A 26,736-nucleotide genomic window follows, 5' to 3' on the forward strand; every position below is an offset into this window, starting at 1 on the left:
GATTATTTGTAGAAGCGCCTTTTCTTGGCCCGCTCCGCCGCCTTCGGCGCCAGCACCTTGACGGGCTTTTTCTGGATCGTGCCGCCGGCCGACGTGCCCGGCACGCGGTGCTCCGCCTCGTAACCAGGTTCCTCGCCGCGTTTCAGGGTTTGCCGCGTCAGCGCTTCGACGGCCGACAGCAATTCGACTTCATCGGCGCAGACGAGGGAAATGGCTTCACCCGAAGCGCCCGCGCGGCCCGTGCGGCCGATGCGGTGGATATAGTCTTCCGCCACGGTGGGCAAATCAAAATTGACGACGACGGGCAACTGGTCGATGTCCAGGCCGCGGGCGGCCACGTCGGTAGCCACCAGCACCTGCACCTCGGCCGCCTTGAAACGGGCCAGCGCACGCAGGCGATTCGGCTGCGTCTTGTCGCCATGAATCGAATCGGCGCGCACGCCCTGCTCCAGCAAGGTATTGACCAGCTGCTCGACGCCCTTGCGCGTCTTGACGAAGACGAGGACCTGGCCCCAGCGCCTTTTCTTCAGCAGGTGCAAAAACAGGTCCGGCTTGCGTTTCTTGTCACACACGATGACCGACTGTTTCACGGCCTTCACCGTACTGTTGCGCGCGCTCACCTCCACCGAGATGGGATCCTTCAGCATGGTTTTCGCCATGGCGCGGATGGCGTCCGAGAAGGTGGCCGAGAACAGCAGGGTCTGGCGCTGCTTGGGCATCGTCATCAGCAAAATATCGAGTTCGCGCTCGAAGCCCAGGTCCAGCATGCGGTCCGCCTCATCCAGCACCAGCGTCTGCACCTGCTCGAACTTGACGGCGCCCTGCGTCTGCAAGTCCAGCAAGCGGCCCGGCGTGGCCACCAGCACGTCGAGGCCCTTGCGCAGCTTGCTGATCTGCGGCTCGATGGGCACGCCGCCATAGGCGACAAAGCTGCGCAGCGGCAAGTTGCCGCCATAGCTGCGGAAGCTGGCATAGACTTGCTCGGCCAGTTCGCGCGTGGGCACGAGCACCAGCACGCGCACGCACTGGGGCGCCACCACGCCCTCCAGCGTCAGGCGCTGCAGCAGCGGCACGGCAAAGCCGGCCGTCTTGCCCGTGCCCGTCTGGGCGGCGGCCATCAGGTCGCGCCCGGCCAGGACAAAGGGAATCGCTTGCGCCTGCACGGGCGTGGGCTTGGCATAGCCGAGCTCATCGAGTTTGCGGACCAGGGGATCGATCAGGCCGAGGGAAGAAAACGTCATGGGAAAGCAATCTTGGCAAATGAAATGGCAGCGCGCACGGGCTGGCCGTGCGCGCGATTGCCGAGATTATAGGCCAGCGGGGATGCCGGCCGGGGTTTCACCGTTAAAACAAAGGCGTCAGAACTTCATTTCCAGCGTTGCGCGCGCCTGCGGCGAGCTCGGCGAAATGCTGTTGCGCACGATGGTGCCGCTGGCGTCCGTATAGGTGGTGTCGCTTTCGAAGTCTTGCGCCAGCAGGTTGGACACGGCCAGGCGCAGCTGGTTCTTCGCATCGAATTTCCACAGTGCATAAATGTCGAGGTCGCGCCGCGGCGACGTGTAGGCGCTCTGGCGCTCGGTGATGCGCACGGGGCCGCCATTGCGGAAATTGAAGCTGCCGCCCGTGGTCAAGACGCCGTCCGGCGTCTTGTAGTCGAGACCGACATTGCCGCTGACGGGCGTTTGCTGGTCGAGCCGGTTGTTTGGCCCCGGCACCTGCTCCACTTGCGACCAGTTGCGGCTGACGCTGGCGCGCAGGTCGATGGCCGGCACGGGCGCGGCCAGCACGGCGCGCAACGGGAACTTCGCTTCCAGTTCCAGTGTCTGCGTATTTGCGCGGCCGTCGTTGACGGGCGTGGAGACCCAGCGGTCATTGATAAACAGCAAGCCCTGGCGCGTATAGCCATCGATGCGGCGGGCCGAGGCGCGCGCGCTGAGCAGGGCCCCTTCGGCCCAGTAATGCTCGTACGAAGCGTCGATGCCCAGTGCCAGTTCCGGTTTCAGGTAGGGATTGCCTTCACGGTCGGGATCCGTCTGGCTGTTGTTGGTCGAGGTATTGCGGCGCGGAATCAGGCTCGCCGTGGGCTGCGCCTTGTACGTGCGCGTCAGGGCCAGGCGCACCTGGTCGCCCTTGGTATCGGGCAACTTCCACAGGGTTTGCAGCAGCGGACTCCACACGCTGGTGCGCTGGTTCACTTCGTCGTAGGTGTCGCCCGCGCTGCGCGTATCGATGCCTTCCCAGCGCACGCCCGCATACATCGACCAGCGCGGCGTGATCTCCCATTCATCCTGCACGTACAGGGCCAGGCGCTTGATGGTGGCGTCGAAACCCTCGTCGCTGTTGACGGGCGGACGCGCGCCCAGCGCCGCCTCGCGCTGGCGGCGCGTTTCGTCGCGCTCCGTGTAGGCGCCGTCCCAGCCCATCGACAGGGCATGGCCGGGCAGCAAGGGCGAGGAATACTTGCCGGTGGAACTGACGCCGTTTTCCGTCGACTTCACCGCCACCTGGCGCTCCAGCGCCAGGCCGCTGCCGTCGATAAAGCCCTGCTGCAGGCTGTCGGACGTATTGCGGGCGGCCGAGGCGCCGATCTTCAGTTCCAGTCTGGCGCCGCCGGCCAGTTTGTGCATCCACGTCAGGTCGCTGCGGCCGAAGGCATTGTGGTTGCTGGAACTGCCCGTGTTGGTGTCGTAATCGGGGCGCAAGCCCTGCAGCGTCTCGGCGCGGCTGAAATTGCGGTGGTTCGAGCGCCCGCCATTGAAGAAAAATTGCGCCGTCACATTGTCGCCGCCGGCCAGCACCCAGTTCAGGCGCGGCGACAGGTTGATGCCTTCGGGACGGCCATCGCCCGTGCCGCTGGTGCGGCGCAGCAGGTTTTGCCGGCCGTCGGGCGCGTAGCCCAGTTCCAGCCCGGGGTTATCGTAATGATAATCGTAGCGGTACAGCGAGCCGGCCATCGAGTACGAGAAATTGCCGTCGCGGTCAGACAGTTGCAGGTTGACGCTGGGCGAAAAGCTCACGTCGCTGCCCTGCACGCCCAGCTTGAGTTCGCGCTGCGCCGTTTTGACGGCCTTTTTCAGCACCACGTTGATGGTGCCGGCGATCGACTGCGTGCTGTATTCGGCGCTGGCGGCGTGCAAAATCTCGATGCGCTCGATGACGTCGGGCGACAGCGTGTCGAGCGAAAAACCGGCCGGCGCCCGTTCGCCGTTGAGCAGGATCTGCGTGTAGCCGCTGCCCAGGCCGCGCATGCGGATTTCGCCGCCCGAGCGCCCGGCCGCGCCGGACACGGTAATGCCGGGCAAGCGCTTGAGCACGTCGGTGACATTGCTGTCGCCATACTTGAGGATTTCCTCGCTGCTGACAATCATCTTGCTGGCCGTATCGTCGCGGCGCGGGTCATAGCCGCTGCCCTTGACTTCGACGGTCTGCATGGCGGGCGCGGCGGCCTTGGCGGCCTTCAGCGGCGCGCCGGCAGGGTCGGTGGCGGCGGGCGTTTCGGATTGCTGGGCCTGGACATTCCAGGCAAACAGGACAGCTGAACAAACAACGGTGAGGCGGAGGCAAGGGCGTGGCATCATGACCTGGCTGAAAAAAGTTGGCTGAATAAAAATGGCTAAATGCTAAAAAACAGGCCGCCGTATTGTGCTGCAATTTTTTCCCACTGACACAGTTTCCTGAAAATATTTCCTAGAGCAAATTAAATTCGGTGGCAGACTGCGATACGCACCCTTGCATACGGCGCATATCATTGCGCGCCACATCGCCGCTATAATGCGTTTTCGCCATTATTCCGCTCACCCCGTCAAAGGCTTCCCATCGTGTCTGACCGTCTTGCCGTTTTGCCTCAATATCTGCTGCCCAAGGGCGCGCTGACCAACTTTGCCGGACGCATCGCCGGCGCCAAGGGCGGCGCCATGACCACGCGTTTGATCCGCTGGTTCGTCGGCCGCTACAACGTCAACATGGATGAGGCGCTGGACCCGGACATCACGCACTACACGAGCTTCAACGATTTCTTTACGCGCGCGCTGCGCCCCGATGCCCGTCCGCTGGCCCGGGCCGACTACGTCTGCCCCGTCGACGGCCGCATCAGCCAGTTCGGCACGATCGACAAGGACCAGATCTTCCAGGCCAAGGGCCACCATTTCAGCACCACGGCCCTGGTGGGCGGCGATGCGGCCCTGGCGGCGCAGTTCGAGCACGGCAGCTTCGCCAATCTGTACCTGAGCCCGCGCGACTACCACCGCATCCACATGCCCTGCGACGGCCGTTTGACGCGCATGATTTATGTGCCCGGCGAATTGTTCTCCGTCAACCCGACGACGGCGCGCGGCATTCCCGGCCTGTTCGCCCGCAACGAGCGCGTCGTCTGCGTGTTCGACACGGCCAACGGCCCCTTCGTCATGACCCTGGTGGGCGCCACCATCGTCGGCAGCATGGCCACCGTCTGGCACGGCGTCGTCAACCCGCCCCGCACGGGCGAGATCCGCGACTGGAGCTATGCCAACGACAATGTGGTGCTGAAACAGGGCGAAGAACTGGGCCGCTTCCTGCTCGGTTCCACCGTCGTGATGCTGTTCCCGCAAGACACCGTGCAATTTAATGCCAGCTGGCAACCGGCCGGCCCCGTGCAACTGGGCGAAGTCATGGGCAACGTGCCCAGCTAAGCCTGCGGGATGCGCGCCTACACGGGCGCATCCGTGCGATACATTTCCTCCATCAAGTCCAGAAATGCCCGCGTCTTGGCCGGCATCAAGCGCCGGCCGGGAAACACGGCCCAGCCCGTGACCAGCGGGAAACTCCACTCCGGCAGTACGCGCACCAGTTCCCCCGTCGCCACATACGCCTTGGCGAAGCGGTCCGTGCTGGCCGCGATGCCCACGCCCGTGCAGGCCATGCGTACCAGCAATTCCGGCGAATTCGCCAGCAGGCGCACGGGCAAGTCGCGCTCCCACGTCGTCTTGCCGCGCATCAAAGTCCAGTGCACGAGGCCGTGCACGGCGCGGGGCAGGCTCAGCAAATCATGGCCATACAGGTCGTCGGGATGCTCGGGCAAGCCGTGCACGCTCGTGTATTGCGGCGAGGCATATAGCGCCAGCGTGCTGAAGGCCACGCGGCGCGCCGCCAGGCTGGCGTCGTCGGGCAAGTTGCCCATGCGGATGGCCAGGTCGAAATTTTCTTCCAGCAAGTCCACGCGGCGCGCCGACAAGTCCAGTTCCAGCGAAATGGCCGGATAGCGGCGCACGAATTCGGCCAGCACCTGGCGCATCAGCGCGTCGCCGAAGTCGGCCGGCATGGAAATGCGCAGCAAGCCGCTGGGGCCCGCCTGCCGGTGCTGCGCCAGCGCGCCGGCCGCCTCCGTCTCTTCCACCACCTTGCGCGCATGTTCGAGCAGGCTGGCGCCAAACTCCGTCAGCGCCAGCTTGCGCGTGGTGCGCAGCAGCAGCCGTTCGCCCAGCTTCGCTTCCAGCTGCGAGATGCGGCGCGACAGGGTCGACTTGGGCAAGTCCACGCGCACGGCGGCACGACTGAAACTGCCGCACTCGACGACGCGGGCAAACAGCAGCAAATCTCCGGGATCGATATCCATCGCTTACCTTTACGCTCAATTGTTCCATGAGTGGATTAATGTTATCCATTTTAACGGCTTCCGCATCAATTTTGGAATTGCTATAGTTCATCCATCGCAAGACACCTCACAACGGAGAAAACAAGATGAACATCCTGCAAATCAATTCCAGCGCCCGCAGCACCGGCTCCGCCTCGACCCGCCTGGCTGACGCCATCGTTGCCCGCGTGCAAGCAGCCAACCCCGGCGCCGCCCTGGCGCGCCGCGACCTGGCTGCCCAGCCGCATCCCGTGCTCGACGAACCTACCCTGCAAGCGCTGTTCACCCCGGCAGACAAGCGTACGCCGGAACAGGCGGCCCGCATCGCCCTGGACGACGCGCTGATTGCGCAAGTGCAAGCGGCGGACGTCATCGTCATCGGCGCGCCCATGTACAACTTCGGCATCACCGTGCAACTGAAAAGCTGGTTCGACGCAATTGCCCGCGCCAACGTCACCTTCAAGTACACGGAAAACGGCCCCGTCGGCCTCTTGACCGGCAAGAAAGTCTACGTGGGCCTGTCCCGCGGCGGCTTGCACCGCGACAGCGCCAACGACAGCCAGGTGCCTTACCTGAACACCATGTTCGGCTTCCTGGGCATGACGGACGTGCAGTACGTATATTCGGAAGGCATGGGCATGGGTCCGGAAGCCGTGGCCAAGGCACAGGCGCTAGCCGATGCCGAGATCAACGCGATCCTGGTATAAATACAAAGATTGATGGGCATCAAACCGGGACGGCGCGCGAGCGCCGTTCCTCCCGACTGGAGAACACAATGAGCGACATCACCACCGTCAACAAGCCACGCGCCGTCGAGCGCGTGATCGCCGGCCAGGCCGTCATGGATGGCGCCGGCGTGAAGATCAACCGCGTGCTGACGCAGCAGCTGCAGCGCCGCCTCGACCCGTTCTTGATGCTCGACAACTTTGCCAGCGACCAGCCGAACGACTACATCGCCGGCTTCCCCGAGCATCCGCACCGGGGGTTCGAGACAGTCTCGTACATGATCACGGGGCGCATGCGCCACAAGGACAGCGCGGGCCACGAAGGCTTGCTGACTTCGGGCGGCGTGCAATGGATGACGGCCGGCAGCGGCGTGATCCACTCGGAAATGCCGGAGCAGGAAGCGGGCGTGATGGAAGGGTTCCAGCTGTGGCTGAACCTGCCCGCGCGCGACAAGATGCGCACGCCGTGGTACCGCGATTTCACGAGCAGCGAAATCCCCCGCTACACGACGGACGCGGGCGTGACCGTGCAAGTGATCGCCGGCGAGAGCCATGGCGTGGCGGGCGCCGTGCAGCGCGAACTGACGCAGCCGCTGTACCTCGACATCGACTTGCCGGCCGGCGCCAGCTTCGAGCAACCCTTGCCGCCAGGCCATAACGCCTTCCTGTACGCCTTCCGCGGCGAAGTGCGGGTGGACGGCAAGGCCGTGCCCGCCCTGCGCATGGCCATCTTCGCCAATACGCCAGGCAGCGACGGCGTGCGCATCGAAGCGCCCGCAGGCGGCCGCGTGATCCTCGTCGCCGGCCAGCCCCTGAACGAGCCCATCGCACAATATGGCCCGTTTGTCATGAATACCCAGGCGGAAGTGTTCCAGGCCGTGCAGGATTTCCGCGAAGGCAAGTTTGGCGAGACTGCCTCGCAGTAATATTGTTTCGTATCAAGAAAAGACCTGCTGCGCCTCCGGGCCTGCAGGTCTTTTTTCGTGCCGACTATTTTGTTACTTTTCATTTACACTAACGGCAACCTCATTCAACAAAGCATTCCATGCAGCCGACGCACACCGAACACGACGCCACCCATTTGCACGCCCACCTGAAGGGCGACGCCAAGCACACGCACTCGTTCGAGGGGCGCAGCCAGAGCATCCTCGCGTGGGCGCTGGGCCTGACCCTGTCGTTTGCCGGCATCGAGGTGGCGGCCGGCTTCCTGTCCAATTCGCTGGCGCTGATTTCCGACGCGGGCCACATGGTCACGGACGCGGCCGCGCTGGGCCTGGCCCTGCTGGCGCAACTGATCGCGCGCCGCCCGCCCTCGCCGCGCCACTCGTTCGGCTTTGGCCGCGCCGAGGCGCTGGCCGCCTTCGTCAACGGCCTGGCCATGCTGTGCGTGGTGGGCTGGATCTGCTATGAAGCCGTGCTGCGCTTTTCCGCCCCGCAACCCGTCAAGGGCGGCATGGTCTTCATCGTCGCCTTCATCGGCCTGGCGATCAACGTGGTGGTGGCGTGGGTATTGTCGAAGGACAAGCAAAGCGTGAACACGCGCGCCGCCCTCGTGCACGTGATGGGCGATTTGCTCGGTTCCGTCGCCGCCATCATCGCCGGCGCCGTGATTTACTTCACGGGCTGGATGCAGATCGACCCGCTGCTGTCCGTGCTGGTATCGCTGCTGATCCTGAAATCGACGTTCGGCGTGCTGCGCGAGTCCTACCATTTCCTGATGGAAGGCGTGCCGCACCACATCGACTACATCGAAGTGGGCACGGACGTGGAGCAGGTGGACGGCGTGATTGCCGTACACGATCTGCATGTGTGGGACATGTCGCCGGGCCAGCCGGCCCTGATCGGCCACGTGGAAATCGAGCACCTCGACCATTGGCCAAAGGTATTGCGCGCGATCAAGAAGATGTTGCTGGCCAAGCATGGCATCGACCATATTACTTTGCAGCCAGAGACGGCGGCAATGGCGGGGTTGCATCAGGGTGACAAGACCCACTAACAGGCATTTCAACAAACATCACAACGCCTGACAAAACCGTAGCGAGCGGAAGGGAGGGGTGGCTAAGAAGCGCAACCGTACGAAGGTACGGTGAGCATCGCAGGCCGCCTATACCGACGCGCAGTAGGTTTGGTCAGACGTCCTCAACTGCGCCGCGCTTCTAACACCCCACTCACATCCTTGATCACATTCAGCGCCTTCAACAACTGCGCCGTCGAGCTGATCTCGGCCGTAAACGTCATGCGGGCCTGGCCCTTGGCGCTTTGGGTGTTGACGCCGATCACGTTGATCTTTTCACGCGAAAAGATTTCGGAGATGTCGCGCAGCAAGCCCTGGCGGTCGCCAGCAAGAATAAAAATGTCGACCGGATACACGGTGTCGTGGCCCGTGCTGCCCCACTCGGTAAAAATCACGCGCTCGGGCGCCTTGGCGCGCATTTCCTCGAAATTCTTGCAGGTGGCGCGGTGGATGGAGACGCCCTTGCCGCGCGTGACGAAACCGACGATGCTGTCCGGCGGCGCCGGCTTGCAGCACTTGGCCAGCACCGTCATCAAGCCCTCGGTACCGACCACCAGCACGCCGGACTTGGCGCCCTGCTCCACGCTGGAGGCGCGGCTCTTGCCGACCAGCACGGCGTCTTCCGGCACCACCACTTCGCCATTGTCGTGCAGCGCCTGCTCCACGTGGCGCAGGCTGAATTCATCCTTGCCCACCGACAGGAACAGCTCGTCGACCTTCGCAAAACCGAGCTTTTGCGCCAGCGCCTCGAGGTTGACGGCCGTCTTGCCTTCGCGCTGCAGCGACTTTTCCACCAGCGAGCGGCCGTGGGCCAGGGTTTCCTGCATGTCGATGGCATGGAACCAGGCGCGGATCTTCGAGCGCGTGCGCGTGCTGACGGCGTAGCCGGCGCTGAGCCAGTCGCGCGACGGCCCGGCCGTGCCCGGCGCGCCCTTGGCCGTGATGATTTCGCAGGTCTGGCCGTTCTTCAGCTGCGTATTCAGGGGCACCATGATGCCGTCGACCTTGGCGCCGCGGCAGCGGTGGCCCACGTCCGTATGCAGGTGATACGCAAAGTCGACGGGCGTGGCGCCCACGGGCAATTCCAGCACGCGCGCCTGCGGCGTCATGACGAAGATGCGGTCATCCAGGGTGGCGGACTTGAGCTTTTCCACCCATTCGCGCTGGATTTCTTCCTGGCCCACGACGGCGTCGGCCACCTCCGTTTTCCAGGCCAGCAACTGGCGCAGCCAGGCGATCTTTTCGTCGTATTTCTGGCCGGCAAAGTTCGAGCCGCCCTCTTCCTTGTAGCGCCAGTGCGCGGCCACGCCGTATTCGGCAAAGCTGTGCATTTCATTCGTGCGTATCTGCACTTCCAGCGGGCGGCCATCCTCGGCCGTCACCACCGTGTGCAGCGACTGGTAACCGTTGGGTTTCGGGCGCGAAATGTAATCGTCGAACTCCTTCGGGATGGGGGTCCAGATATTGTGGACCACGCCCAGCACCGTGTAGCAGGTTTTCACGTCGGCAACGATGACGCGGAAGGCGCGCACGTCGTACAGGGCCGTAAAGTCCAGTTCCTTGCCGCGCATCTTGTTCCAGATGCTGTAAATGTGTTTCGGGCGGCCAAATACTTCCGCCTGGATGCCGGCCGAAGCCAGTTCCGTCTGCAGGCGCAGAATCGCCGAGGACACGAAGCCCTCGCGCATCATGCGCTTTTCTTCCAGCATCTTGGCGATGCGTTTATACGCTTCCGGCTCGATGAAGCGGAACGATAAATCTTCCAGTTCCCACTTCAGCTGCCAGATGCCGAGGCGGTTGGCCAGCGGCGCATACAAATCCAGTGTTTCCTTGCCGTACTCGCGCGTCATTTCATTGAACAGCTTCAAGTCGGCAAAGTAGCGCAAGGTCGTCACGCAGGCGGCCAGGCGCACCAGCACGACGCGCATGTCGGAGGCCATGGCCAGCAACATCTTGCGCAAGGTTTCCACCTGGGCCACGGCTTGCTGCGCCGCATTCTTGCCACGCCCGCCGGCGCCGCCGTGCTGCGCCTGGGTCAGCGCGCGCAGCCGGATCAGCTGGCGCACGCCTGTCGCCAGGTCGCACACCTGCTTGCCGAAGCGCGGCTCGATGTCCGCCGCCGTGTCCGGCTCAAGCAGGGTCAGCTCGAACATCAGGCCGGCAATGCGCGTTTCCGCATCGCTGCGCAGGAAAGCCAGCGTAGTAGCCACGCCGATGGCGAACTCCAGCGCGGAGCGGCCGGCAAAGGTCTGCTTGTCGCCATACGCTGCGGTGGCATACGCGAGCGCATCCAGCACGCGCGCGCTGTCCGGCGCACTCAAGCCCTCTACCAGTTGTTCCGATGTGGCGCTATTCGGGGCCGAGATGGAAACCATGTGATACCTTATAAACTTAACAACTCAATAACTGAATAACTTAGCGTTCTGCAGCGATGATGACGATTTCTACCAGGCAAGCCGGATTGGCCAGCTTCGCTTCCACCGTGGCGCGCGGCGGCGTGTGGCTTGATGCGACCCAGTCGTCCCACACTGCATTCATGCCGTCGAAATCCTTCATGTCGGCGATGTAGATCTGGCATGACAGGATGCAAGTCTTGTCGCTGCCCGCTTCCATCAGCAAACGGTCGACGTGACCGAGCACTTCGCGCGTCTGGCCGACGATGTCCTGCGTCGTGTCTTCGGCGATCTGACCCGCCAGGTAGATGGTGCTGTTGTGTATCGCTACTTCAGACAGGCGTTTGCCTACGTGCAGTCGTGTAATTTCCATGCTTCTTCTTTCGGTTGTTTCAAAATCGGTACAGCGGTACTGCTTGATATCTGATTACTTTCCCAGCAAAAACTGGCGCGCGATGGCGATCTGGTCGTCGTGGATGAAGGTGGGCGCATGGCCCACGCCCTCGATCTCGACCAGTTGCGCCTTCGGGCCGCGGCCCAGCATGATCTGCGCCGTCGCGTGCGACAGCAGATCCGATTCCGCGCCGCGCACCAGCAAGGTGGGGCAGCGCACGGCATCATACGCGGCCCACAGCATGGCTTCGTCGCTGGCCGCCGATTCCGGCGTGGCCGAGCGGAACGGCATGGCCAGGCCCATATCATAGTGGCGGCGCCAGTGACCATCCTTGTCCTGGCGCAAGACGTCCACTGCCAGTTTATGCCATTCCGCATCCGTGTGCGGGCCGAAGCTGGCGGACACGTCGCGCACGAATCTGGCGCCCTGCTCGAAGGTATCGAAACGCAAGTCCTGGCCGATGTAGTCGCCGATGCGCTGCAAGGCTTCGGGCGCCAGCGTGGGGCCGATATCGTTCAAGACCAGCTTGCTGATCGGGCTGTCCGGCAGCGAAGCCAGGCCCAGGCCGATCAAGCCGCCCATCGAGGTGCCGAACCAGTCCACTGTCTGGCGTTCGCCGTTGGCCAGCACGCGCGCCAGCAAGGTCACCATGTCGCTCACGTACTGCGGTATGCGGTAGAACTGCGGATTGGCCAGCCAGCCCGAGCGCCCGCGTCCCACCACGTCGGGGCAGATCACGCGGTAATCGCTGGCCATGGCGCGCGCCAGGCTGTCGAAGTCGTCCGCCACGCGCGTCACGCCATGGGCGCAGACGAGCACGTTCGGATTGTCGGGCGCACCCCATTCCTTGTAGGACATGGTGTGCAGGCCTGCGGGGGAGATGCATTGCACTGACTTGATGCTCGCTTCGATCATGCCATTCCTTATAACACCGGAGAAAACCTACTGCGCGTCGGTGTTTACGGCCTGCGATGCTCACCGTACTTCAGTACGGTTGCGCTTCTCGGCCACAACTCCCTTCCGCTCGCTACGGTTTTGTCCGGCGTCGTTTTATTTGGTAGTAAAAAATAAAGAAACCGGCGATTTGCCAGTTGCCTCGCGCGCGATGCTACGGCAGTGTAGCGCAGCGCGGGCAATGCTCCAAGCGCACGCCTGAAATGCTGCGCCGCAGCATGCGCTGTATGGCGCAATACCCGATATAGCGAAAATGCATATCTGCGGTTATCCACAATTGAGCACGCCTGCCAATGGGCGGATGATCGCAGCATCAACCCGCAAGAGGAGACCACTCGTGAAAAAACCATTCTATAAAATCCTGTACGTGCAGGTGCTGTTCGCCATCGTCGCCGGCGTGCTGCTGGGGGTGTTCTACCCTTCGAACGCCGTCGACATGAAACCGCTGGGCGACGGCTTCATCAAGCTGATCAAGATGATCATCGCCCCCGTGATCTTCTGCACCGTGGTCTCCGGCATCGCGGGCATGCAGGACGTCAAGAAAATCGGCCGCGTGGGCGGCAAGGCGCTGCTGTACTTCGAGGTGGTGTCCACCTTCGCGCTGGCCATCGGCTTGCTGGTTGCCAATATCCTGAAACCGGGCGCCGGCTTCAATGCCGATCCGGCCCACCTGGACGCCAAGTCGATCGCGCAATACACGCACGCCGAAGGCATGTCGACGGTCGACTTCCTGATGAATATCATCCCGAAGACCTTCGTCGACGCCTTCGCCAAGGGCGACATCCTGCAAGTGCTGCTCATCGCCATCCTGTTCGGCTTCTCGCTGTCCCTGCTGGGCGAGCGCGGCCGTCCCGTCACGAAGCTGATCGACGAGCTGTCGCATGCCATCTTCGGCATGGTCAACATCATCATGAAAGTCGCTCCGATCGGCGCCTTCGGTGCAATGGCTTTTACCATCGGTAAATACGGCCTGGCTTCGCTGATCCCGCTGGCCAAGCTGATGGGTTCGTTCTACCTGACCTGCTTCCTGTTCGTCTTCGTCGTGCTGGGCGCCATCGCCAAGTACACGGGCTTCTCCATCGGCCGCTTCCTGTTGTACATCAAGGAAGAGCTGCTGATCGTGCTCGGCACCAGCTCGTCGGAATCGGCCCTGCCGGCCCTGATGAAAAAACTCGAGCGCCTGGGCTGCTCGAAACCGGTGGTCGGCCTGGTCGTGCCTACCGGCTACTCGTTCAACCTGGACGGCACCAACATCTACATGACCATGGCGGCCCTGTTCGTGGCACAGGCCACCAACACGGACCTGACGATCTGGCAGGAACTGACCATTCTGGGCGTGGCGATGCTGACCTCGAAAGGCGCGTCCGGCATCACGGGCGCCGGCTTCATCACCCTGGCCGCCACCCTGGCCGTGGTGCCGACGATTCCCGTGGCCGGCATGGCGCTGATCCTGGGCATCGACCGCTTCATGAGCGAATGCCGCGCGCTGACCAATTTTGTGGGCAACGGCGTGGCCACCATCGTCGTGTCGAAATGGGAAAAAGAACTGGACATGGACAAGCTGCACAGCGAGCTGGCCCATCCCACCCACCCGGCCGACGACGCCTACGTTGCACCGACCGTGAATATCGTCAAGTAAGCCTTACCTGCCATTGATACTCAGCATTGAAAAGCCCCGCGGAGCGATCCGCGGGGCTTTTTTCATGCGCGCGCAGCATATGCCATCATCAACAAACAGTAAATCATCCATCAATATTTATCACGATGATCAATGAATGCAAAACCATTACAGTACTGACTGACTGTTCGCCACCAGGCTCGCGCATAATGACACGGCGTTAATGCCAGTCTGACAGCGAACCATCCACCTTTTGAATGGAGTACCTCATGACCCTCACGCCCGCCTTCTACGCCACCTGGTCCCCACGTTTGCTGGGCCTGCTTCGCATCATCCTCGGCTTCCTCTTCCTGCAGCACGGCACGGCAAAACTGTTCGGCGCGCCGCACGTGGCCATGTTCGACGGCCTGCAACTGTTTTCCCTGATGGGCGCGGCCGGCGTCATCGAACTGGCGGGCGGCACCCTGCTGCTGCTGGGCCTGTTCACGCGGCCCGTCGCTTTCATCCTGTCGGGCCAGATGGCGGCCGCCTATTTCATCGCGCATGCGCCGGCCGGCTTTTTGCCCATCCTGAACGGCGGTGAAATGGCCGTGATGTACTGCTTCACCTTCCTGTACTTCGCGGCGGCGGGCGGCGGCGCCTACAGCCTCGACGGCTTGCGCGGCAAGGCGGGCGCATAAAAAAGGGCGGACATCGCTGTCCGCCCTTCTTCGATACGAGCATCCGCCTGCTTACACGGCGGAAACGTCCAGTTCCGCGCCCGTGGCCGCCTGCACCTGCTCCTTGGTCACGCCCGGCGCCAGTTCCACCAGCTTCAAACCGTTTTCCGTCACGTCGATCACGCCCAGGTCGCTGATGATGACGTCGACCACGCCCACGCCCGTCAGCGGCAAATCACACTGCTTGAGCAGCTTGTGCGACGTCGTGCCATCCTTGGCCGTGGCCACGTGCTCCATCAGCACGACGACGCGCTTGACGCCGGCAACGAGGTCCATCGCGCCGCCCATGCCCTTGACCATCTTGCCTGGAATCATCCAGTTCGCCAGGTCGCCCTTTTCCGACACCTGCATGGCGCCCAGGATGGCCAGGTTGATCTTGCCGCCGCGAATCATGCCAAATGAATCGGCCGAGCTGAAGTAGGCGGCGCCGGGCAAGGCCGTCACCGTCTGCTTGCCCGCGTTGATCAGGTCGGCGTCGACCTCATCCTCGGTGGGAAACGGGCCGATGCCCAGCAAGCCGTTTTCCGACTGCAGGAATACTTCCATGTTGTCCGGCACATAGTTGGCCACCAGGGTCGGCAAGCCGATGCCCAGGTTCACATAAAAGCCGTCCTGCAGCTCTTGCGCCGCGCGCGCGGCCATTTCATCTCTCGTCCAAGCCATGATCATCTCCCTCAATTTTCGTGAAACGCCTGTCCAAACCTACTGTGCGGCGCGCTTTGCGGCCTGCGATGCTCACCGTACTCAAGTACGGTTGCGCTTCTTAACCACAAATCACTGCCACTCGCTACGGTTTTGCCATGCGTAAATCTTCTATTTATTAGTCAGTGCGCACTGTGCGCTGCTCGATGCGTTTTTCCGGGTTCGCGTTGACCACGATGCGGTGCACGAAGATGCTCGGCGTATGCACCTGGTCCGGGTCGATCTCGCCCACTTCGACCAGTTTTTCCACTTCGACGATGGTGATCTTGCCCGCCATGGCCACGTTCGGGTTGAAATTGCGCGCCGTCTTGCGATAGATCAGGTTGCCGGCGCGGTCGGCCATGTAGGCTTTGACCAGCGCCACGTCGGCCACGAGGCTGCGTTCCATCACGTATTGTTCGCCGTCGAATTCGCGCAGTTCCTTGCCGTCGGCAACGATGGTGCCCACGCCCGTCTTGGTGAAGAAGGCGGGGATGCCGGCGCCGCCGGCGCGCAGTTTCTCGGCCAGGGTGCCTTGCGGCGTGAATTCCAGTTCCAATTCGCCCGCCAGGTACTGGCGCGCGAACTCCTTGTTTTCGCCCACGTAGGAGGCGATCATTTTCTTGATCTGGCGCGTGGTGAGCAGCTGGCCCAGGCCGAAGCCGTCCACGCCGGCGTTGTTGGAAATGGCCGTCAGGCCCGTCACGCCCGAATCGCGCAAGGCGCCGATCAGGGCTTCGGGAATGCCGCACAGGCCGAAGCCGCCGACGGCGATGGTCTGGCCATCTTGGACGATACCGGCCAGCGCCGAGGCGGCGTCAGGATAAACTTTATTCATGGGTGTCCCTCTATCTTTTGTTAAGCTTTGGTCTTGAGTCCATGACTCAGGCAGCGACTCAGCATAAAATACGCGAGTGGAAAGTACAATACCGTAGAACTACCGGCGCCGTGCCGGCCATCCCCCTGTGAGAGTGATACGTATCAGATGAACGCCGCGTCAGCCATCGATTATGAAAGCATCTTCCTGCACGCGCCCGTGGGCATGTGCATGTCGGAAAACCGCATCATGCGCAGCTGCAACGAGGCGCTGGCGGCCATGTTCGGCTACGCGCGCGCCCAGCTCGACGACCAGTCCTTCGAGGTACTCTACCCCACGCACGACGAATTCCTGCGCACGGGTGACCGCATCATCCCCATCATGAACGCCAGGGGCCGCTATTCGGACGAGCGCATCATGCGCCGCAGCAATGGAGAATTGTTCTGGTGCCACGTCACGGGCCACGCCATGCTGCCGAACCAACCGCTGGGAGCGGGCATCTGGACGTTCGAGGATGTCAGCGAGAAACGTCCCGTGACGGCGGAGCTGACCCCGCGCGAGCGCGAAATCGCCGCCCTGCTGGTGGAAGGCAAGACCAGCAAGGTGATCGCCCGCCAGATCGACCTCAGCCCCCGCACGGTGGAAATGCACCGCGCCAAGCTGATGCGCAAGTTCGCCGCCGCCACATCTTCGGAACTGGTGCACAAGCTGGTGGGACTGCAGCTGCAGCGCTGAGGCCGACGTTTACGGCGTGCCGGCCTGCTCCCGCATCGCTTTTTCGTACTTGATGATTTTCAGCACCCTGGAGTTGGCAAAATACTGGATGCAATTGAGCGGCGAATAGAAAATATCGGTCTTCCACTCGCCCGACACCAGTTCCTTGCCCGTCGGGTCGTCCGCCGGCTGGAAAATCGTATCGGCCAGAATGCGGTGAACGCCAGACACGTTCGGTCCCGACTCATGCCACGTCGAGCTGTTCATGACCACGAAATCACCGGGGTTCAGGACCGGCGTGACCCTGGCGAACTTGATGCTGAAACTGTCGGGATTGATTTCGCCGGCATCGCCGAGATAACCGAGTTTATGCGAACCGACATAAAAACTCATCGCACCGTTATCCTCGTCGACGCGGCTCAAGGCGGTAAAAATGCTGCATTTATTCAGATTGCCAAGGTGATAACAGCTATCCTGATGCAGGAATACCTTGTTCGGACTGAATGCATCCTTGATGACGAAGCGGTGATTGTACAGCGCCACGTCGGGACCAAATATCCGCGTCAGCGTAGCGGCATATACCGGCGCGCGGTACATTTCCAGCAGTTTTGCAGGCAGTTCTTCGGTCAGGGAAACGGGATTGGCCTGGCTGACATTGCGGCCGGCACGTAGCTTGGCGTCATAAAAGCTATCCCACTCATGCTGCCATTGCGCCAGCAGATCCGGCGCAATGGCATTGCGCACGACAAAAACGCCCGTCTCCCGGAATACCTCCGGCAGGAACTGGTCCCCGCTGATGCGCTGCAAGACGTCCGCGGCCTGCTCATTCGATACAGCCAATGCCATCGCCACTCCTAGATAAAACGGAACGTCAGTTCATTATCTTGCGTGTTTTTGAACTTATTGCATTTCGCCAGCACGTTATATTTGATAGGAAACAACTCGCGGTCAGGCGTTTCGAGAATATCAATTTCAATGATGTCGAAATCACGCAGCAAGGCGCTCCAGCCATGCTCGGTAATGCGCCAGCAGTCCGGAATCGGGCCATGTATGCGCCAGTTCAAGGGGGCGGAAATGAGCAGATAGCCTTCATGCTTGAGGATGCGGCGGATTTCCTTGACGGTGTCGAACGGATTGAGCGTATGTTCAATCACTTCCAGGCAGACGACGCAGTCATAGGCGCTGTCGGCGATCGCCGAGTTGACCTTGGTGATGTCGCCCACCAGGGTGGGGCTGTAAGTGTCGACGATGTCAAAGGTATCGACGCTGAAATTGCTGAAGTTTTCGCGCACGGTGGAGCGGTCCTGCGGCCCCACTTCCAGCAGCTTGCCCGTCTCACCGGCAAGCTTGGCGGCGGTTCTTGCCACAAAAGCGTTCAAGTGATCGCGGGCCAGCTGAAACGTGTCATTGTCAAACTTCGAAGGAGTTGCCATCGTAAAAATTCTCGTATAGTGGTTATGCCCGGACGCTATGCCGCAAGCAAAAACATCATAGCCGCTAATTTTCCCTGTGGCAACAATACCTTCCCTATGCCGCTTACATGCTGGCCATGCCGCCATCGGCAGAGATAATCGCGCCGTTGATGAAGTGCGAATCCTCGCCCGCCAGCAACAGCAGCAGGCCGTCGAGGTCTTCCGGCTTGCCCGGACGTTTATTGGGCAGCATCTCGATCAGTTTCTTGCCCTGCTCGGTGGCGAAATAATCTTCGTTAATTTCCGTGGAAATGTAGCCGGGGCAGATGGCGTTCGTGTTGATGCCATATTTGCCCCACTCCACGGCCATGGCGCGCGTCATGTGCACCATGCCCGCCTTGCTCATGCAGTACACGCCGATCTGCGGCAGCACCTGCAAGCCCGCCATCGAGGCGATATTGATGATGCGGTGCTGTTTCTTCGGGTCGCCCTTGGCGCGCGCAATCATGCGCTTGGCCGTCTGCTGGGCCACGAAGAACGATCCGCGCAGATTGGTGTCCATCACGAACGAGTAATCTTCGGGCGTGACGTCGACCAGGCGTTGCGTGGTGGACACACCTGAGTTATTGACGAGGATATCGATGGGACCGGCCTCCGTTTCCGCGTGCGCGATGGCCGACTTGATGCTGGCAAAGTCGGTCACGTCAAGCGAGACCACGTGCGCGGCGCCGCCGTCCGCTTCGATTTCGGCGCGCAACTCCTTCAGGCGCTCGGTACGGCGCGAGGCCAGCACGACCTGGGCGCCGGCCTGGGCCAGCACTTTCGCAAAGCGCGCGCCGAGGCCGCTCGATGCGCCGGTAATCAGGGCAATCTTGCCCTCGAAATTGACTTCTATGCCCACGAGCTACTCCTGTTTTGTTTTAAACAACACTTTACGCCATGCCCATGGCAATCGGGCAAATTCCCCCGCAGCGCACTTGAGCAAAAGTAAACGCCATCATTACACAAAATGGCCGGATTTAGATTGCGGCGAGGGGCAATGTCACGCAAAATGGCGCCAAAGTTGCAATCCTCGCCAAAAACAAGCACACTCGTGCTTAAATTTATTCGAAGATTCCTCACCCACCCATTTAGTGAATAACAATCGAGACCATGACACAGCCTAATAACTTAGTTGAACAGTACGGACCGCGCGAGACCATGGAGTATGACGTGGTCATCGTGGGCGGCGGCCCCGCAGGCCTGGCGGCCGCGATCCGCCTGAAGCAGCTGGCGGCGGAAAAAAGCCAGGAAGTGTCCGTCTGCGTGCTGGAAAAAGGCGGCGAGCTGGGCGCGCACATCCTGTCGGGCGCCATCATGGACCCGAAAGCCTTGACCGAACTGATCCCGAACTGGAAGGAACTGGGCGCGCCCCTGAACACGGCCGTGACGGAAGACCGCATCCTGTTCCTGACCGAAACGAAGGCCTACAAGACGCCGAACTTCGCCGTGCCGGCCTGTTTTGAAAACCACGGCAACTACATCGTCTCGCTGGGCAATGTGGTGCGCTGGATGGGCCAGCAGGCGGAAAACCTGGGCGTGGAAATCTTCCCGGGCTTCCCTGCCGCGGAAATCCTCTACAACGACGACGGCTCCGTGAAAGGCGTAGCAACCGGCAACATGGGCGTCAAGCGCGATGGCCAGCCCGGCCCCGACTTCCAGCTGGGCATGGAACTGCACGCCAAGTACACCCTGTTCGCCGAGGGCGCGCGCGGCCACCTGGGCAAGCAATTGATGGCCAAATATGACTTGAACGCCGGCAAGGACCCGCAATCGTACGGCATCGGCATCAAGGAACTGTGGGAAATCGACCCCGCCCTGCACCAGCCGGGCCTGGTGATCCACTCGACGGGCTGGCCGCTGGACGCGAAAACCTACGGCGGCTCCTTCCTGTATCACCTGGAAAACAACCAGGTGATGGTCGGCTACGTCGTCGGCCTGGCCTACGAAAACCCGTACCTGTCGCCGTACGAGGAATTCCAGCGCTACAAGACGCATCCGGAAATCCGCAAGTTCTTCGAAGGCGGCAAGCGCATCTCCTACGGCGCGCGCGCGATCACGGCCGGCGGCCTGCAATCGTTGCCGAAACTGGTATTCGCGGGCGGCGCGCTGATCGGCTGCGACGCGGGCTTTTTGAACATGAGCCGCATCAAGGGCAGCCATGCGGCGATCAAGAGCGGCATGCTGGCGGCCGAGGCGGCCTTCGGCGCGCTGGGCGAACAGCGCCAGCACGACGAGCTGGCCAGCTACCCGCTTGCGTTTGAGCAATCCTGGCTGCACGACGAGCTGCACGTGGCGCGCAACGTCAAGCCATGGCTGTCGAAGGGCCTGTACCTGGGCAGCCTGATGACGGGCATCGACCAGATCATCTTCCGCGGCAAGGCGCCATGGACCCTGCACCACACGCACGGCGACCACGAATGCCTGAAGCCGGCCGCCCAGTCGAAAAAGATCGTGTATCCGAAACCGGATGGCAAGTTGACCTTCGACAAGATGTCCTCCGTCTTCATCTCGAACACCAACCATGCGGAAGACCAGCCGATCCACCTGACCCTGAAAAACGCCAGCGTGCCCGTCGACGTCAACCTGGCCACGTATGCCGGTCCGGAAGCCCGTTACTGTCCGGCCGGCGTGTACGAGTTCGTGAAGAACGACGACGGCGCCGAACGCCTGCAGATCAATGCGCAAAACTGCGTGCACTGCAAGACCTGCGACATCAAGGACCCGACGCAGAATATCGTGTGGGTGACGCCGGAAGGCGGCGGCGGACCGAATTATCCGAACATGTAGTCGTTCTCGCGCGTAACAGGCGACAACAGCGCGGCACCCTCGGGTCGCCGCGCTTTTTTTATTTTTATCGCAATCTTTCCGTCCCCTGTGGCGTGCCAGGAACAGGGAAATTTGCTCAATGATGCTCTGGAGCAAAATTCCATGGGGAAATTTTCTATTCGCCACTCCCAGCAGTTACAATTGCCGCTGGTACATTTTCCTTCCCTCTCATGAACGCTGACGCCACCCCGGAAACGCAACTCGACACCCAACTGGCGCTGGCACTTGAAGCGCACCAGGCTGGCCGCCTGGAAGAGGCGGAAGACCTGTATGTCGGCATCCTGCAAGAACAGCCCTACCATGCCATCGCCAACCACAATATGGGTTTGCTGGCCGGCCAGGTCGGCCAGTTCCGGGCAGGACTGCCGTATCTGCGCAAGGCGCTGTCGGTCAATCCCGACGAAGGCCAGTTCTGGCTGTCGCTTGCCGAGGGCCTGCTCAAGGCCGGCGAACGGGACGAAGCGCTCGACATCATCGACACGGCCATCGGCCGCGGCCTCGATAACGACCAGGCGCACGCCTTGCGCGCGCGCATAGCCGCGGCGATTGCCGCCGCGCCGACGGCCGACGAATGCCAGCACGTGGTGGCGCTGTACCAGGCGGCACGGTACGCGGAAATGGAAACGGCCACCCGGGCGCTGATCGCCCGCTACCCCACCTCCGATTTTGCCTGGAGCGTGCTCGGCACCGTCCTGCAGGCGCAGGGCAAGGACGCCCTCGACGCGCTGCAAACCACGGTGCAGCTCACCCCGTATGACGCCGAAGCCCATTGCAACCTGGCCAATGCGTGGCAGGCGCGCGGGGAACACGCGCAGGCGGTCCAGTCCTACCAGCAGGCGCTGCAGTTCAATCCGGCGTTCGCCGAGGCGCACAGCAACCTGGGCGGCGCCCTGCAGGCGCTCGGCGCCCTGGCGGAAGCGGAAGCATCCTACCTGCGGGCCATTGCCCTGCGGCCCGACTATGGCATGGCGCACTTTAACCTGGGCAACACACGCAAGGCGCGTGGCGATCTCGACGGCGCCGTCAGCGCCTACCACGCCGCCCTGGCAAGCATGCCCGGCGACGCCGAAGTGCTCTGCAATCTGGGCAACGCCCTGCAGGGGCTGGAGCGCAATGAAGAAGCGGCCGACAGCTATCGCCGCGCGCTGGCGCTCGATCCCCGGCTGGTGATGGCGCACAGCAACCTCGGCGCCGCGCTACAGAATCTGGAACAGTACCCGCAGGCGGAAGCGAGCTACCGCAGCGCCTTGTCGCTGGCGCCGCGCCATGCGGACCTGTGGAATGGCCTGGGCAACAGCCTGCAGTCGCAGCAGCGCCTCGACGAGGCCGCCGATGCCTATCGCCAGGCGCTGGCCGTGCAGCCCGACTATTCCCAGGCCCAGTCCAACCTGGGCGGCGTGCTGGTGAGCCTGGGCGAATTCGATGCGGCGATCGCCAGCTATCGCCGGGCCCTGCAGCTGCAGCCGGACAGCGCCGACGCGCACACCCAGCTGGGCCTGGGCCTGCAATCGGTCGGCGAACTCGACGAAGCACTGGCCCTGCACCAGCGCGCGGTACAGCTGGCGCCCGACAAGCTGCAGGCGCACACCTGCCTCGGACATTGCCTCAAGCAAATGCGCCGCTTTGAGGAAGCGCAAGTCGCTTACCGGCAAGCGCTCGCGCTGGCGCCCGATGTCGCCAACCTGCACAATGACCTGGCCATCGCCGTGCAGGACGCCGGCGATTATCCCGAGGCGATCCGCATCTACCAGCACGCGCTGGAACTGGACCCGCGCTCATCGCTGATCCATTGCAACCTGAGCGTGGCGTTCGAGGATAGCGGCCAGTCGGAGCGGGCGCTCGAGTATCTGCAGCGCGCGCGCGAAATCGCGCCCGACTCCAGCCGCGTGCACTTTACGATGGGCAATTGCCTGCGCTCGCTGAAGCGCTACGACGAAGCGCTGGCCAGCTATGCGCGCTCGCTGGAAATCCAGGACGACTTCATCGGCTCCCATTTGAACACGTGCGCGACCTACAGCGAGATGGGCCGCACCGACGACGCCGTCCAGGCCTGCCGCACGGCCCTGGCCAGGTATCCGCAGTACGATGAGGTCTACAGCAACATGCTGTTCGGCCTGTCACACATGCATGCCGACGACCCCGCCGCCATGGTGGCCGACCATTTCGGCTTCGGTGAACGCTACGAAACGCCGCTGCGCGCCGCATGGCAGCCGCATGCGAACGAGCGCGACCCGCAGCGCCAGTTGAAGATCGGCCTGGTCTCGGGCGACTTCTGCAACCACGCCGTGGCGCATTTCATTACGCCCCTGCTTGAAGAACTGGTGACGATGCCGCAGTTTGCGCTGTATGCGTACTACAACAATAGCCGCGTCGACAACGTCACCATGCGCATCGCGCAACTGCTGCCCAACTGGCTGCCAGTGACCCACCTGAGCCAGGAAAAGCTGGCCGAGCGCATCCGCGCCGACGGCATCGACATCCTGATCGACCTGTCCGGGCACACGGCCAAGAATTGCCTGCTGGCCTTTGCCCGCAAGCCGGCGCCCATACAGATGAGCTGGATCGGCTATCCGCTGACCACGGGCCTGCAGGCCATGGATTATTATCTGGGCGACCGCCATTTCTCGCCGCCGGAGACATTCGCCAGCCATTTCACGGAAAAACTGATACTGCTGCCGACCATCGCCCCGTTCCTGCCATCGGAGCATGCGGACGGCATCCTGCCGGCGCCGGTGCTGAAGAACAAATACCTGACGTTCGGCAGCTTCAACCGCCCTAACAAGCTCAACCGCCAAACCATCGCGCGCTGGGCCAAGGTCTTGCGCGCCATCCCGGACGCCAGGATGCTGCTGGCGGCCATGCCGGCGCCCGGTCCCCACCCCGGCCTGACGGCGTGGTTCGCCGAAGAAGGCATCAGCGCCGACCGCCTGATCTTCGAGCCGCGCGCCAACATGGCCAACTTCCTGGCCATGCATCACCGCGTCGACATCTGCCTCGATACGGCGCCGTACGGCGGCGGCACCACCACCTTCCACGGCTTGTGGATGGGCGTGCCCACCCTTACCGTTGCCGGACCGACAGTACCAAGCCGCGCCGGCACCTCGATACTGCGCCATGTGCAGCTGGAGGAATTCATCGCCCGCGACGACGAGGAATTTGTCAGCAAGGCCCTGTACATGGCGGCCAACCCCATGCTGCTGGGCGCCTACCGCTTCAGCACCCGGCACCGCCTGGCGCAAACGGCGCTGGGCCAGCCGAAGTTGATTGCGGAAGGCGTGGCCAACAGCCTGCGCCTGGCCTGGCAGCGCTGGTGCGCGGGCCTGCCGCCAGCGAGCTTCGATGCGCCGCTCGACAGCCAGTTGCCCGGGGAGCTGGCAGCATGAGCGACTCCAAACCCATCTACGTCACCCAGCCGCTGCTGCCGGACCTGCAGGATTTCCTGCCATACCTGGAAAGCATCTGGCAAAACAAGATCCTCACCAATGGCGGCCCCTTCCACCAGCAGCTGGAAAAAGCGCTGTGCGACTACCTGGGCGTGCGGCATATCTGCCTGTTTACCAATGGAACGCTGGCATTGATGACGGCCTTGCAAGCCTTGCGCGTGAAGGGCGAAGTCATCACGACGCCGTATTCCTTCGTTGCCACGGCCCATTCGCTGCTGTGGAACGACATCAAGCCCGTCTTCGCCGACATCGATGCGCGCACGCTGAACCTCGATCCGGCGCGCATCGAGGCGGCCATCACGGCGCAGACCACGGCCATCATGCCCGTGCACTGCTATGGCCAGCCCTGCGATGTCGACGCCATCCAGAAGATTGCCGACAATTATGATCTGAAGGTCATCTATGACGCCGCGCATGCGTTCGGCGTGCGCCATCAGGGCACAAGCGTGCTCAATTACGGCGACCTGTCCGTGATCAGCTTTCACGCGACAAAGATCTTCAACACCTTCGAAGGCGGCGCCATCGTCTGCCCGGACGCCAAGACCAAGCAGCGCATCGACCATCTGAAAAATTTCGGCTTTGTCGACGAAGTCACGGTCGTCGCCGCCGGCATCAATGGCAAGATGAGCGAAATCAATGCCGCCTTCGGCCTGCTGCAGCTGAAGGGCATCGACCAGGCGCGCCAGCAGCGGCGCGGCATCGACGCCCACTACCGCCAGCGCCTGGCCGGCATCGCCGGCATCACCTGCCTGGAAGCGGCCGATGCGGAAGCGGCCAATCACGCCTACTTCCCCATCCTCGTCGGCCCCGAGTATCCGCTGGCGCGCGACGCCCTGTTCCAGCGGCTGCGCGATCACCAGATCTATGCGCGCCGCTATTTCTACCCGCTCATCAGCGATTTCCCCATGTACCGCGGCATGCCGTCCGCCGTGCACGCCAATCTGCCGGTGGCGCGCCTGGCCGCGTCCCAGGTGATCTGCCTGCCGATCTACCCTGCCCTCGAGCTGTCGAGCGTGGATGCGATCACCGCCCTGATCGCCGGGCCTGCCTGAGCGCCGCGCCCATCCCTATTGACCCAGAACAAACGGCCACCGCATGTCCCACTACGCCCACCTTACCGCGATCGCCTGCCACCTGCCGCAGGCGATCCTGACGAATGCCGCGCTGGAACAGGAATTCATCGACTGGCCGGCGCAAAAAATCCTCGACAAGACAGGCATTGCACAGCGTCATATCGCCGCGGCACATGAAACGGCCAGCGACCTGGCGTTCCATGCCGCGGAAAAACTGTTCGCCACGCATGACATCGCGCGCGGCGACATCGATTTCCTGATCCTGTGCACGCAGGCGCCCGACTACCTGCTGCCCAGCAGCGCCTGCGTGCTGCAGCAGCGGCTCGGCTTGCCGACCTCGTGCGGCGCGCTCGACATCAACCTCGGCTGTTCCGGCTACGTCTACGCGCTGGCCATGGCCAAGGGCCTGATCGAGAGCGGCATCCGCAAGAAGGTGCTGCTGCTGACGGCCGACACCTATTCCAAGTACATCAACGCGCGCGACCGCAGCGTACGCACGCTGTTCGGCGACGGCGCCGCCGCCAGCGTGATCGCCGGCGGCGCGCCCGAACTGGCGCTGGGACCGTTCGTCCTGGGCACGGACGGCAGCGGCGCGAACAACCTGATCGTGCCGGCCGGCGGCATGCGCACGGCCCGCAGCGCGGCCACGGCCGTCCCCGTCGAGGACGCGTCCGGCAACTGGCGCAGCCAGGACGACCTGTTCATGGATGGCGCGCAGATCGTCCAGTTCACCTTGGGCGCCGTGCCGCGTACAATGCAGGAGCTGCTGGAGACGGCCGGCAAGACCCTCGATGACATCGATCACGTGATTTTCCATCAGGCAAACAAATTCATGCTGGACGCCTTGCGCCGCAAAATCCGTATTCCGGAAGACAAATTTGTGATTGAAATCGATACTGTCGGCAATACCGTCTCCTCGACCATTCCCATCGCCATCGCCCGCGCGCGCGCCTCGGGGCGCATCCGGCCGGGCGACACGGCCCTGCTGCTGGGCTTTGGCGTCGGCTATTCCTGGGCCGGCACGCTGGCGCGACTGTAGGCGTCCGCGCGCCTGCGCACTGAACTTCTCTGAAAGGAAACACAATGCAAGAATTTTTCAACGGCATGGCCGACATTCTGGAAATCGACGCCGACAAGGTCGTGCCGGGCCTGAAACTGGGCGATTACGCCTGGGATTCGCTGGCCATCATTTCCACCATCGCCCTGGCCGACGAACTGTTCGATCAGATGCTCGAAGGCCAGGCCCTGGCCAATTGCGAAACCCTGGCCGACGTGCTGGCATTGATCGCCGTCAAGGTCTGAC

23 protein-coding genes are annotated in these 26,736 nt (G+C 62.6%); 12 read left to right on the plus strand and 11 right to left on the minus strand.

What is annotated here, in order from left to right; all coding sequences use genetic code 11:
- Positions 1-2: 2 nt before the first annotated feature.
- Entirely contained in the window at positions 3-1,241 is a 1,239-nt protein-coding gene (locus CBW50_RS11275; protein ID WP_086145635.1) for a DEAD/DEAH box helicase, read from the minus strand.
- 117 nt (positions 1,242-1,358) lie between these two features.
- Positions 1,359-3,578 (minus strand): TonB-dependent siderophore receptor, encoded by a 2,220-nt coding sequence (locus CBW50_RS11280; RefSeq protein WP_226935572.1) that lies wholly within the window; start codon positions 3,576-3,578, stop codon positions 1,359-1,361.
- Positions 3,579-3,818: 240 nt separating this feature from the next.
- Between CBW50_RS11280 and asd the strand changes: the two genes are divergently transcribed.
- The gene (gene asd / locus CBW50_RS11285) at positions 3,819-4,667 is read left to right on the plus strand and encodes an archaetidylserine decarboxylase (protein ID WP_086145636.1); all 849 of its coding nucleotides are present in this window, start codon (positions 3,819-3,821) and stop codon (positions 4,665-4,667) included.
- Between the two features lie 17 nt (positions 4,668-4,684).
- Here the strand turns inward: asd and CBW50_RS11290 are convergent, their stop codons facing one another.
- Positions 4,685-5,590, minus strand: a complete 906-nt coding sequence (locus CBW50_RS11290; protein WP_086145637.1) for a LysR family transcriptional regulator — start codon at positions 5,588-5,590, stop codon at positions 4,685-4,687.
- A 125-nt stretch (positions 5,591-5,715) separates the two neighbouring features.
- Between CBW50_RS11290 and CBW50_RS11295 the strand changes: the two genes are divergently transcribed.
- From CBW50_RS11295 to CBW50_RS11305, 3 genes are all read left to right on the plus strand, one after another.
- On the plus strand, positions 5,716-6,315 hold the full coding sequence (locus CBW50_RS11295; RefSeq protein ID WP_086145638.1) for an FMN-dependent NADH-azoreductase: 600 nt from the start codon (positions 5,716-5,718) through the stop codon (positions 6,313-6,315).
- 68 nt (positions 6,316-6,383) lie between these two features.
- Positions 6,384-7,259, plus strand: a complete 876-nt coding sequence (locus CBW50_RS11300) for a pirin family protein (protein ID WP_086145639.1) — start codon at positions 6,384-6,386, stop codon at positions 7,257-7,259.
- A 119-nt stretch (positions 7,260-7,378) separates the two neighbouring features.
- Positions 7,379-8,329 carry a cation diffusion facilitator family transporter gene (locus CBW50_RS11305; RefSeq protein WP_086145640.1) on the plus strand — a complete coding sequence of 317 codons (951 nt, stop codon included), beginning with the start codon at positions 7,379-7,381 and terminating at the stop codon, positions 8,327-8,329.
- 143 nt (positions 8,330-8,472) lie between these two features.
- Here the strand turns inward: CBW50_RS11305 and CBW50_RS11310 are convergent, their stop codons facing one another.
- The 3 genes from CBW50_RS11310 to CBW50_RS11320 are packed head-to-tail and all read right to left on the minus strand — an operon-like array spanning position 8,473 to position 12,049.
- Positions 8,473-10,722 (minus strand): bifunctional (p)ppGpp synthetase/guanosine-3',5'-bis(diphosphate) 3'-pyrophosphohydrolase, encoded by a 2,250-nt coding sequence (locus CBW50_RS11310; protein WP_086145641.1) that lies wholly within the window; start codon positions 10,720-10,722, stop codon positions 8,473-8,475.
- A gap of 40 nt (positions 10,723-10,762) precedes the next feature.
- Positions 10,763-11,113 (minus strand): RidA family protein, encoded by a 351-nt coding sequence (locus CBW50_RS11315; protein WP_086145642.1) that lies wholly within the window; start codon positions 11,111-11,113, stop codon positions 10,763-10,765.
- Positions 11,114-11,167: 54 nt separating this feature from the next.
- A complete protein-coding gene (locus CBW50_RS11320; RefSeq protein ID WP_086145643.1) occupies positions 11,168-12,049 on the minus strand; it encodes an alpha/beta hydrolase in 882 nt (293 codons plus the stop codon).
- 376 nt (positions 12,050-12,425) lie between these two features.
- On the opposite strand from CBW50_RS11320, the gene CBW50_RS11325 reads away from it, so the two are divergent.
- Positions 12,426-13,727, plus strand: coding sequence for a dicarboxylate/amino acid:cation symporter (locus tag CBW50_RS11325; protein WP_086145644.1), 1,302 nt, complete (start codon positions 12,426-12,428; stop codon positions 13,725-13,727).
- A 248-nt stretch (positions 13,728-13,975) separates the two neighbouring features.
- The gene (locus tag CBW50_RS11330) at positions 13,976-14,386 is read left to right on the plus strand and encodes a DoxX family protein (RefSeq protein ID WP_086145645.1); all 411 of its coding nucleotides are present in this window, start codon (positions 13,976-13,978) and stop codon (positions 14,384-14,386) included.
- Between the two features lie 51 nt (positions 14,387-14,437).
- Here CBW50_RS11330 and CBW50_RS11335 read toward each other — a convergent pair whose 3' ends face one another.
- Both CBW50_RS11335 and CBW50_RS11340 read right to left on the minus strand, forming a co-directional pair.
- A complete protein-coding gene (locus tag CBW50_RS11335; protein WP_086145708.1) occupies positions 14,438-15,088 on the minus strand; it encodes a CoA transferase subunit B in 651 nt (216 codons plus the stop codon).
- A gap of 157 nt (positions 15,089-15,245) precedes the next feature.
- Positions 15,246-15,944, minus strand: coding sequence for a CoA transferase subunit A (locus CBW50_RS11340; RefSeq protein ID WP_086145646.1), 699 nt, complete (start codon positions 15,942-15,944; stop codon positions 15,246-15,248).
- Between the two features lie 147 nt (positions 15,945-16,091).
- Here CBW50_RS11340 and CBW50_RS11345 point away from each other — a divergent pair, with 147 nt between their 5' ends.
- Positions 16,092-16,658: a LuxR C-terminal-related transcriptional regulator gene (locus CBW50_RS11345; protein WP_086145647.1), complete on the plus strand. Its 567-nt coding sequence runs from the start codon at positions 16,092-16,094 to the stop codon at positions 16,656-16,658.
- A 9-nt stretch (positions 16,659-16,667) separates the two neighbouring features.
- Here the strand turns inward: CBW50_RS11345 and CBW50_RS11350 are convergent, their stop codons facing one another.
- The 3 genes from CBW50_RS11350 to CBW50_RS11360 form a co-directional block, all read right to left on the minus strand.
- Positions 16,668-17,444 (minus strand): phytanoyl-CoA dioxygenase family protein, encoded by a 777-nt coding sequence (locus CBW50_RS11350; protein ID WP_226935568.1) that lies wholly within the window; start codon positions 17,442-17,444, stop codon positions 16,668-16,670.
- 47 nt (positions 17,445-17,491) lie between these two features.
- Positions 17,492-18,004, minus strand: a complete 513-nt coding sequence (locus tag CBW50_RS11355; protein ID WP_253251928.1) for a methyltransferase domain-containing protein — start codon at positions 18,002-18,004, stop codon at positions 17,492-17,494.
- A 169-nt stretch (positions 18,005-18,173) separates the two neighbouring features.
- Positions 18,174-18,950, minus strand: coding sequence for an SDR family oxidoreductase (locus CBW50_RS11360; RefSeq protein ID WP_070221564.1), 777 nt, complete (start codon positions 18,948-18,950; stop codon positions 18,174-18,176).
- 251 nt (positions 18,951-19,201) lie between these two features.
- Here CBW50_RS11360 and CBW50_RS11365 point away from each other — a divergent pair, with 251 nt between their 5' ends.
- From CBW50_RS11365 to CBW50_RS11385, 5 genes are all read left to right on the plus strand, one after another.
- Positions 19,202-20,878: an electron transfer flavoprotein-ubiquinone oxidoreductase gene (locus CBW50_RS11365; protein ID WP_172404736.1), complete on the plus strand. Its 1,677-nt coding sequence runs from the start codon at positions 19,202-19,204 to the stop codon at positions 20,876-20,878.
- 209 nt (positions 20,879-21,087) lie between these two features.
- The gene (locus tag CBW50_RS11370) at positions 21,088-24,300 is read left to right on the plus strand and encodes a tetratricopeptide repeat protein (protein WP_086145650.1); all 3,213 of its coding nucleotides are present in this window, start codon (positions 21,088-21,090) and stop codon (positions 24,298-24,300) included.
- On the plus strand, positions 24,297-25,412 hold the full coding sequence (locus CBW50_RS11375; protein ID WP_086145651.1) for a DegT/DnrJ/EryC1/StrS aminotransferase family protein: 1,116 nt from the start codon (positions 24,297-24,299) through the stop codon (positions 25,410-25,412). Before CBW50_RS11370 ends, CBW50_RS11375 begins: the two co-directional genes overlap by 4 nt.
- Positions 25,413-25,455: 43 nt before the next feature.
- Positions 25,456-26,472, plus strand: a complete 1,017-nt coding sequence (locus CBW50_RS11380; protein ID WP_086145652.1) for a 3-oxoacyl-ACP synthase III family protein — start codon at positions 25,456-25,458, stop codon at positions 26,470-26,472.
- A gap of 44 nt (positions 26,473-26,516) precedes the next feature.
- A complete protein-coding gene (locus tag CBW50_RS11385) occupies positions 26,517-26,735 on the plus strand; it encodes an acyl carrier protein (protein ID WP_086145653.1) in 219 nt (72 codons plus the stop codon).
- Position 26,736 lies beyond the last annotated feature (1 nt).

The organism is Janthinobacterium sp. GW458P, assembly GCF_002127585.1.
Lineage (GTDB): Bacteria > Pseudomonadota > Gammaproteobacteria > Burkholderiales > Burkholderiaceae_D > Janthinobacterium.

Coding starts and splice junctions, on each gene's coding strand:
- CBW50_RS11275 (WP_086145635.1), bottom strand. CDS start 1,241: ATGACGTTTTCTTCCCTCGGCCTGATCGATCCCCTGGTCCGCAAACTC.
- CBW50_RS11280 (WP_226935572.1), bottom strand. CDS start 3,578: ATGATGCCACGCCCTTGCCTCCGCCTCACCGTTGTTTGTTCAGCTGTC.
- CBW50_RS11290 (WP_086145637.1), bottom strand. CDS start 5,590: ATGGATATCGATCCCGGAGATTTGCTGCTGTTTGCCCGCGTCGTCGAG.
- CBW50_RS11295 (WP_086145638.1), top strand. CDS start 5,716: ATGAACATCCTGCAAATCAATTCCAGCGCCCGCAGCACCGGCTCCGCC.
- CBW50_RS11300 (WP_086145639.1), top strand. CDS start 6,384: ATGAGCGACATCACCACCGTCAACAAGCCACGCGCCGTCGAGCGCGTG.
- CBW50_RS11305 (WP_086145640.1), top strand. CDS start 7,379: ATGCAGCCGACGCACACCGAACACGACGCCACCCATTTGCACGCCCAC.
- CBW50_RS11310 (WP_086145641.1), bottom strand. CDS start 10,722: ATGGTTTCCATCTCGGCCCCGAATAGCGCCACATCGGAACAACTGGTA.
- CBW50_RS11315 (WP_086145642.1), bottom strand. CDS start 11,113: ATGGAAATTACACGACTGCACGTAGGCAAACGCCTGTCTGAAGTAGCG.
- CBW50_RS11320 (WP_086145643.1), bottom strand. CDS start 12,049: ATGATCGAAGCGAGCATCAAGTCAGTGCAATGCATCTCCCCCGCAGGC.
- CBW50_RS11330 (WP_086145645.1), top strand. CDS start 13,976: ATGACCCTCACGCCCGCCTTCTACGCCACCTGGTCCCCACGTTTGCTG.
- CBW50_RS11335 (WP_086145708.1), bottom strand. CDS start 15,088: ATGGCTTGGACGAGAGATGAAATGGCCGCGCGCGCGGCGCAAGAGCTG.
- CBW50_RS11340 (WP_086145646.1), bottom strand. CDS start 15,944: ATGAATAAAGTTTATCCTGACGCCGCCTCGGCGCTGGCCGGTATCGTC.
- CBW50_RS11345 (WP_086145647.1), top strand. CDS start 16,092: ATGAACGCCGCGTCAGCCATCGATTATGAAAGCATCTTCCTGCACGCG.
- CBW50_RS11365 (WP_172404736.1), top strand. CDS start 19,202: ATGACACAGCCTAATAACTTAGTTGAACAGTACGGACCGCGCGAGACC.
- CBW50_RS11370 (WP_086145650.1), top strand. CDS start 21,088: ATGAACGCTGACGCCACCCCGGAAACGCAACTCGACACCCAACTGGCG.
- CBW50_RS11375 (WP_086145651.1), top strand. CDS start 24,297: ATGAGCGACTCCAAACCCATCTACGTCACCCAGCCGCTGCTGCCGGAC.
- CBW50_RS11380 (WP_086145652.1), top strand. CDS start 25,456: ATGTCCCACTACGCCCACCTTACCGCGATCGCCTGCCACCTGCCGCAG.
- CBW50_RS11385 (WP_086145653.1), top strand. CDS start 26,517: ATGCAAGAATTTTTCAACGGCATGGCCGACATTCTGGAAATCGACGCC.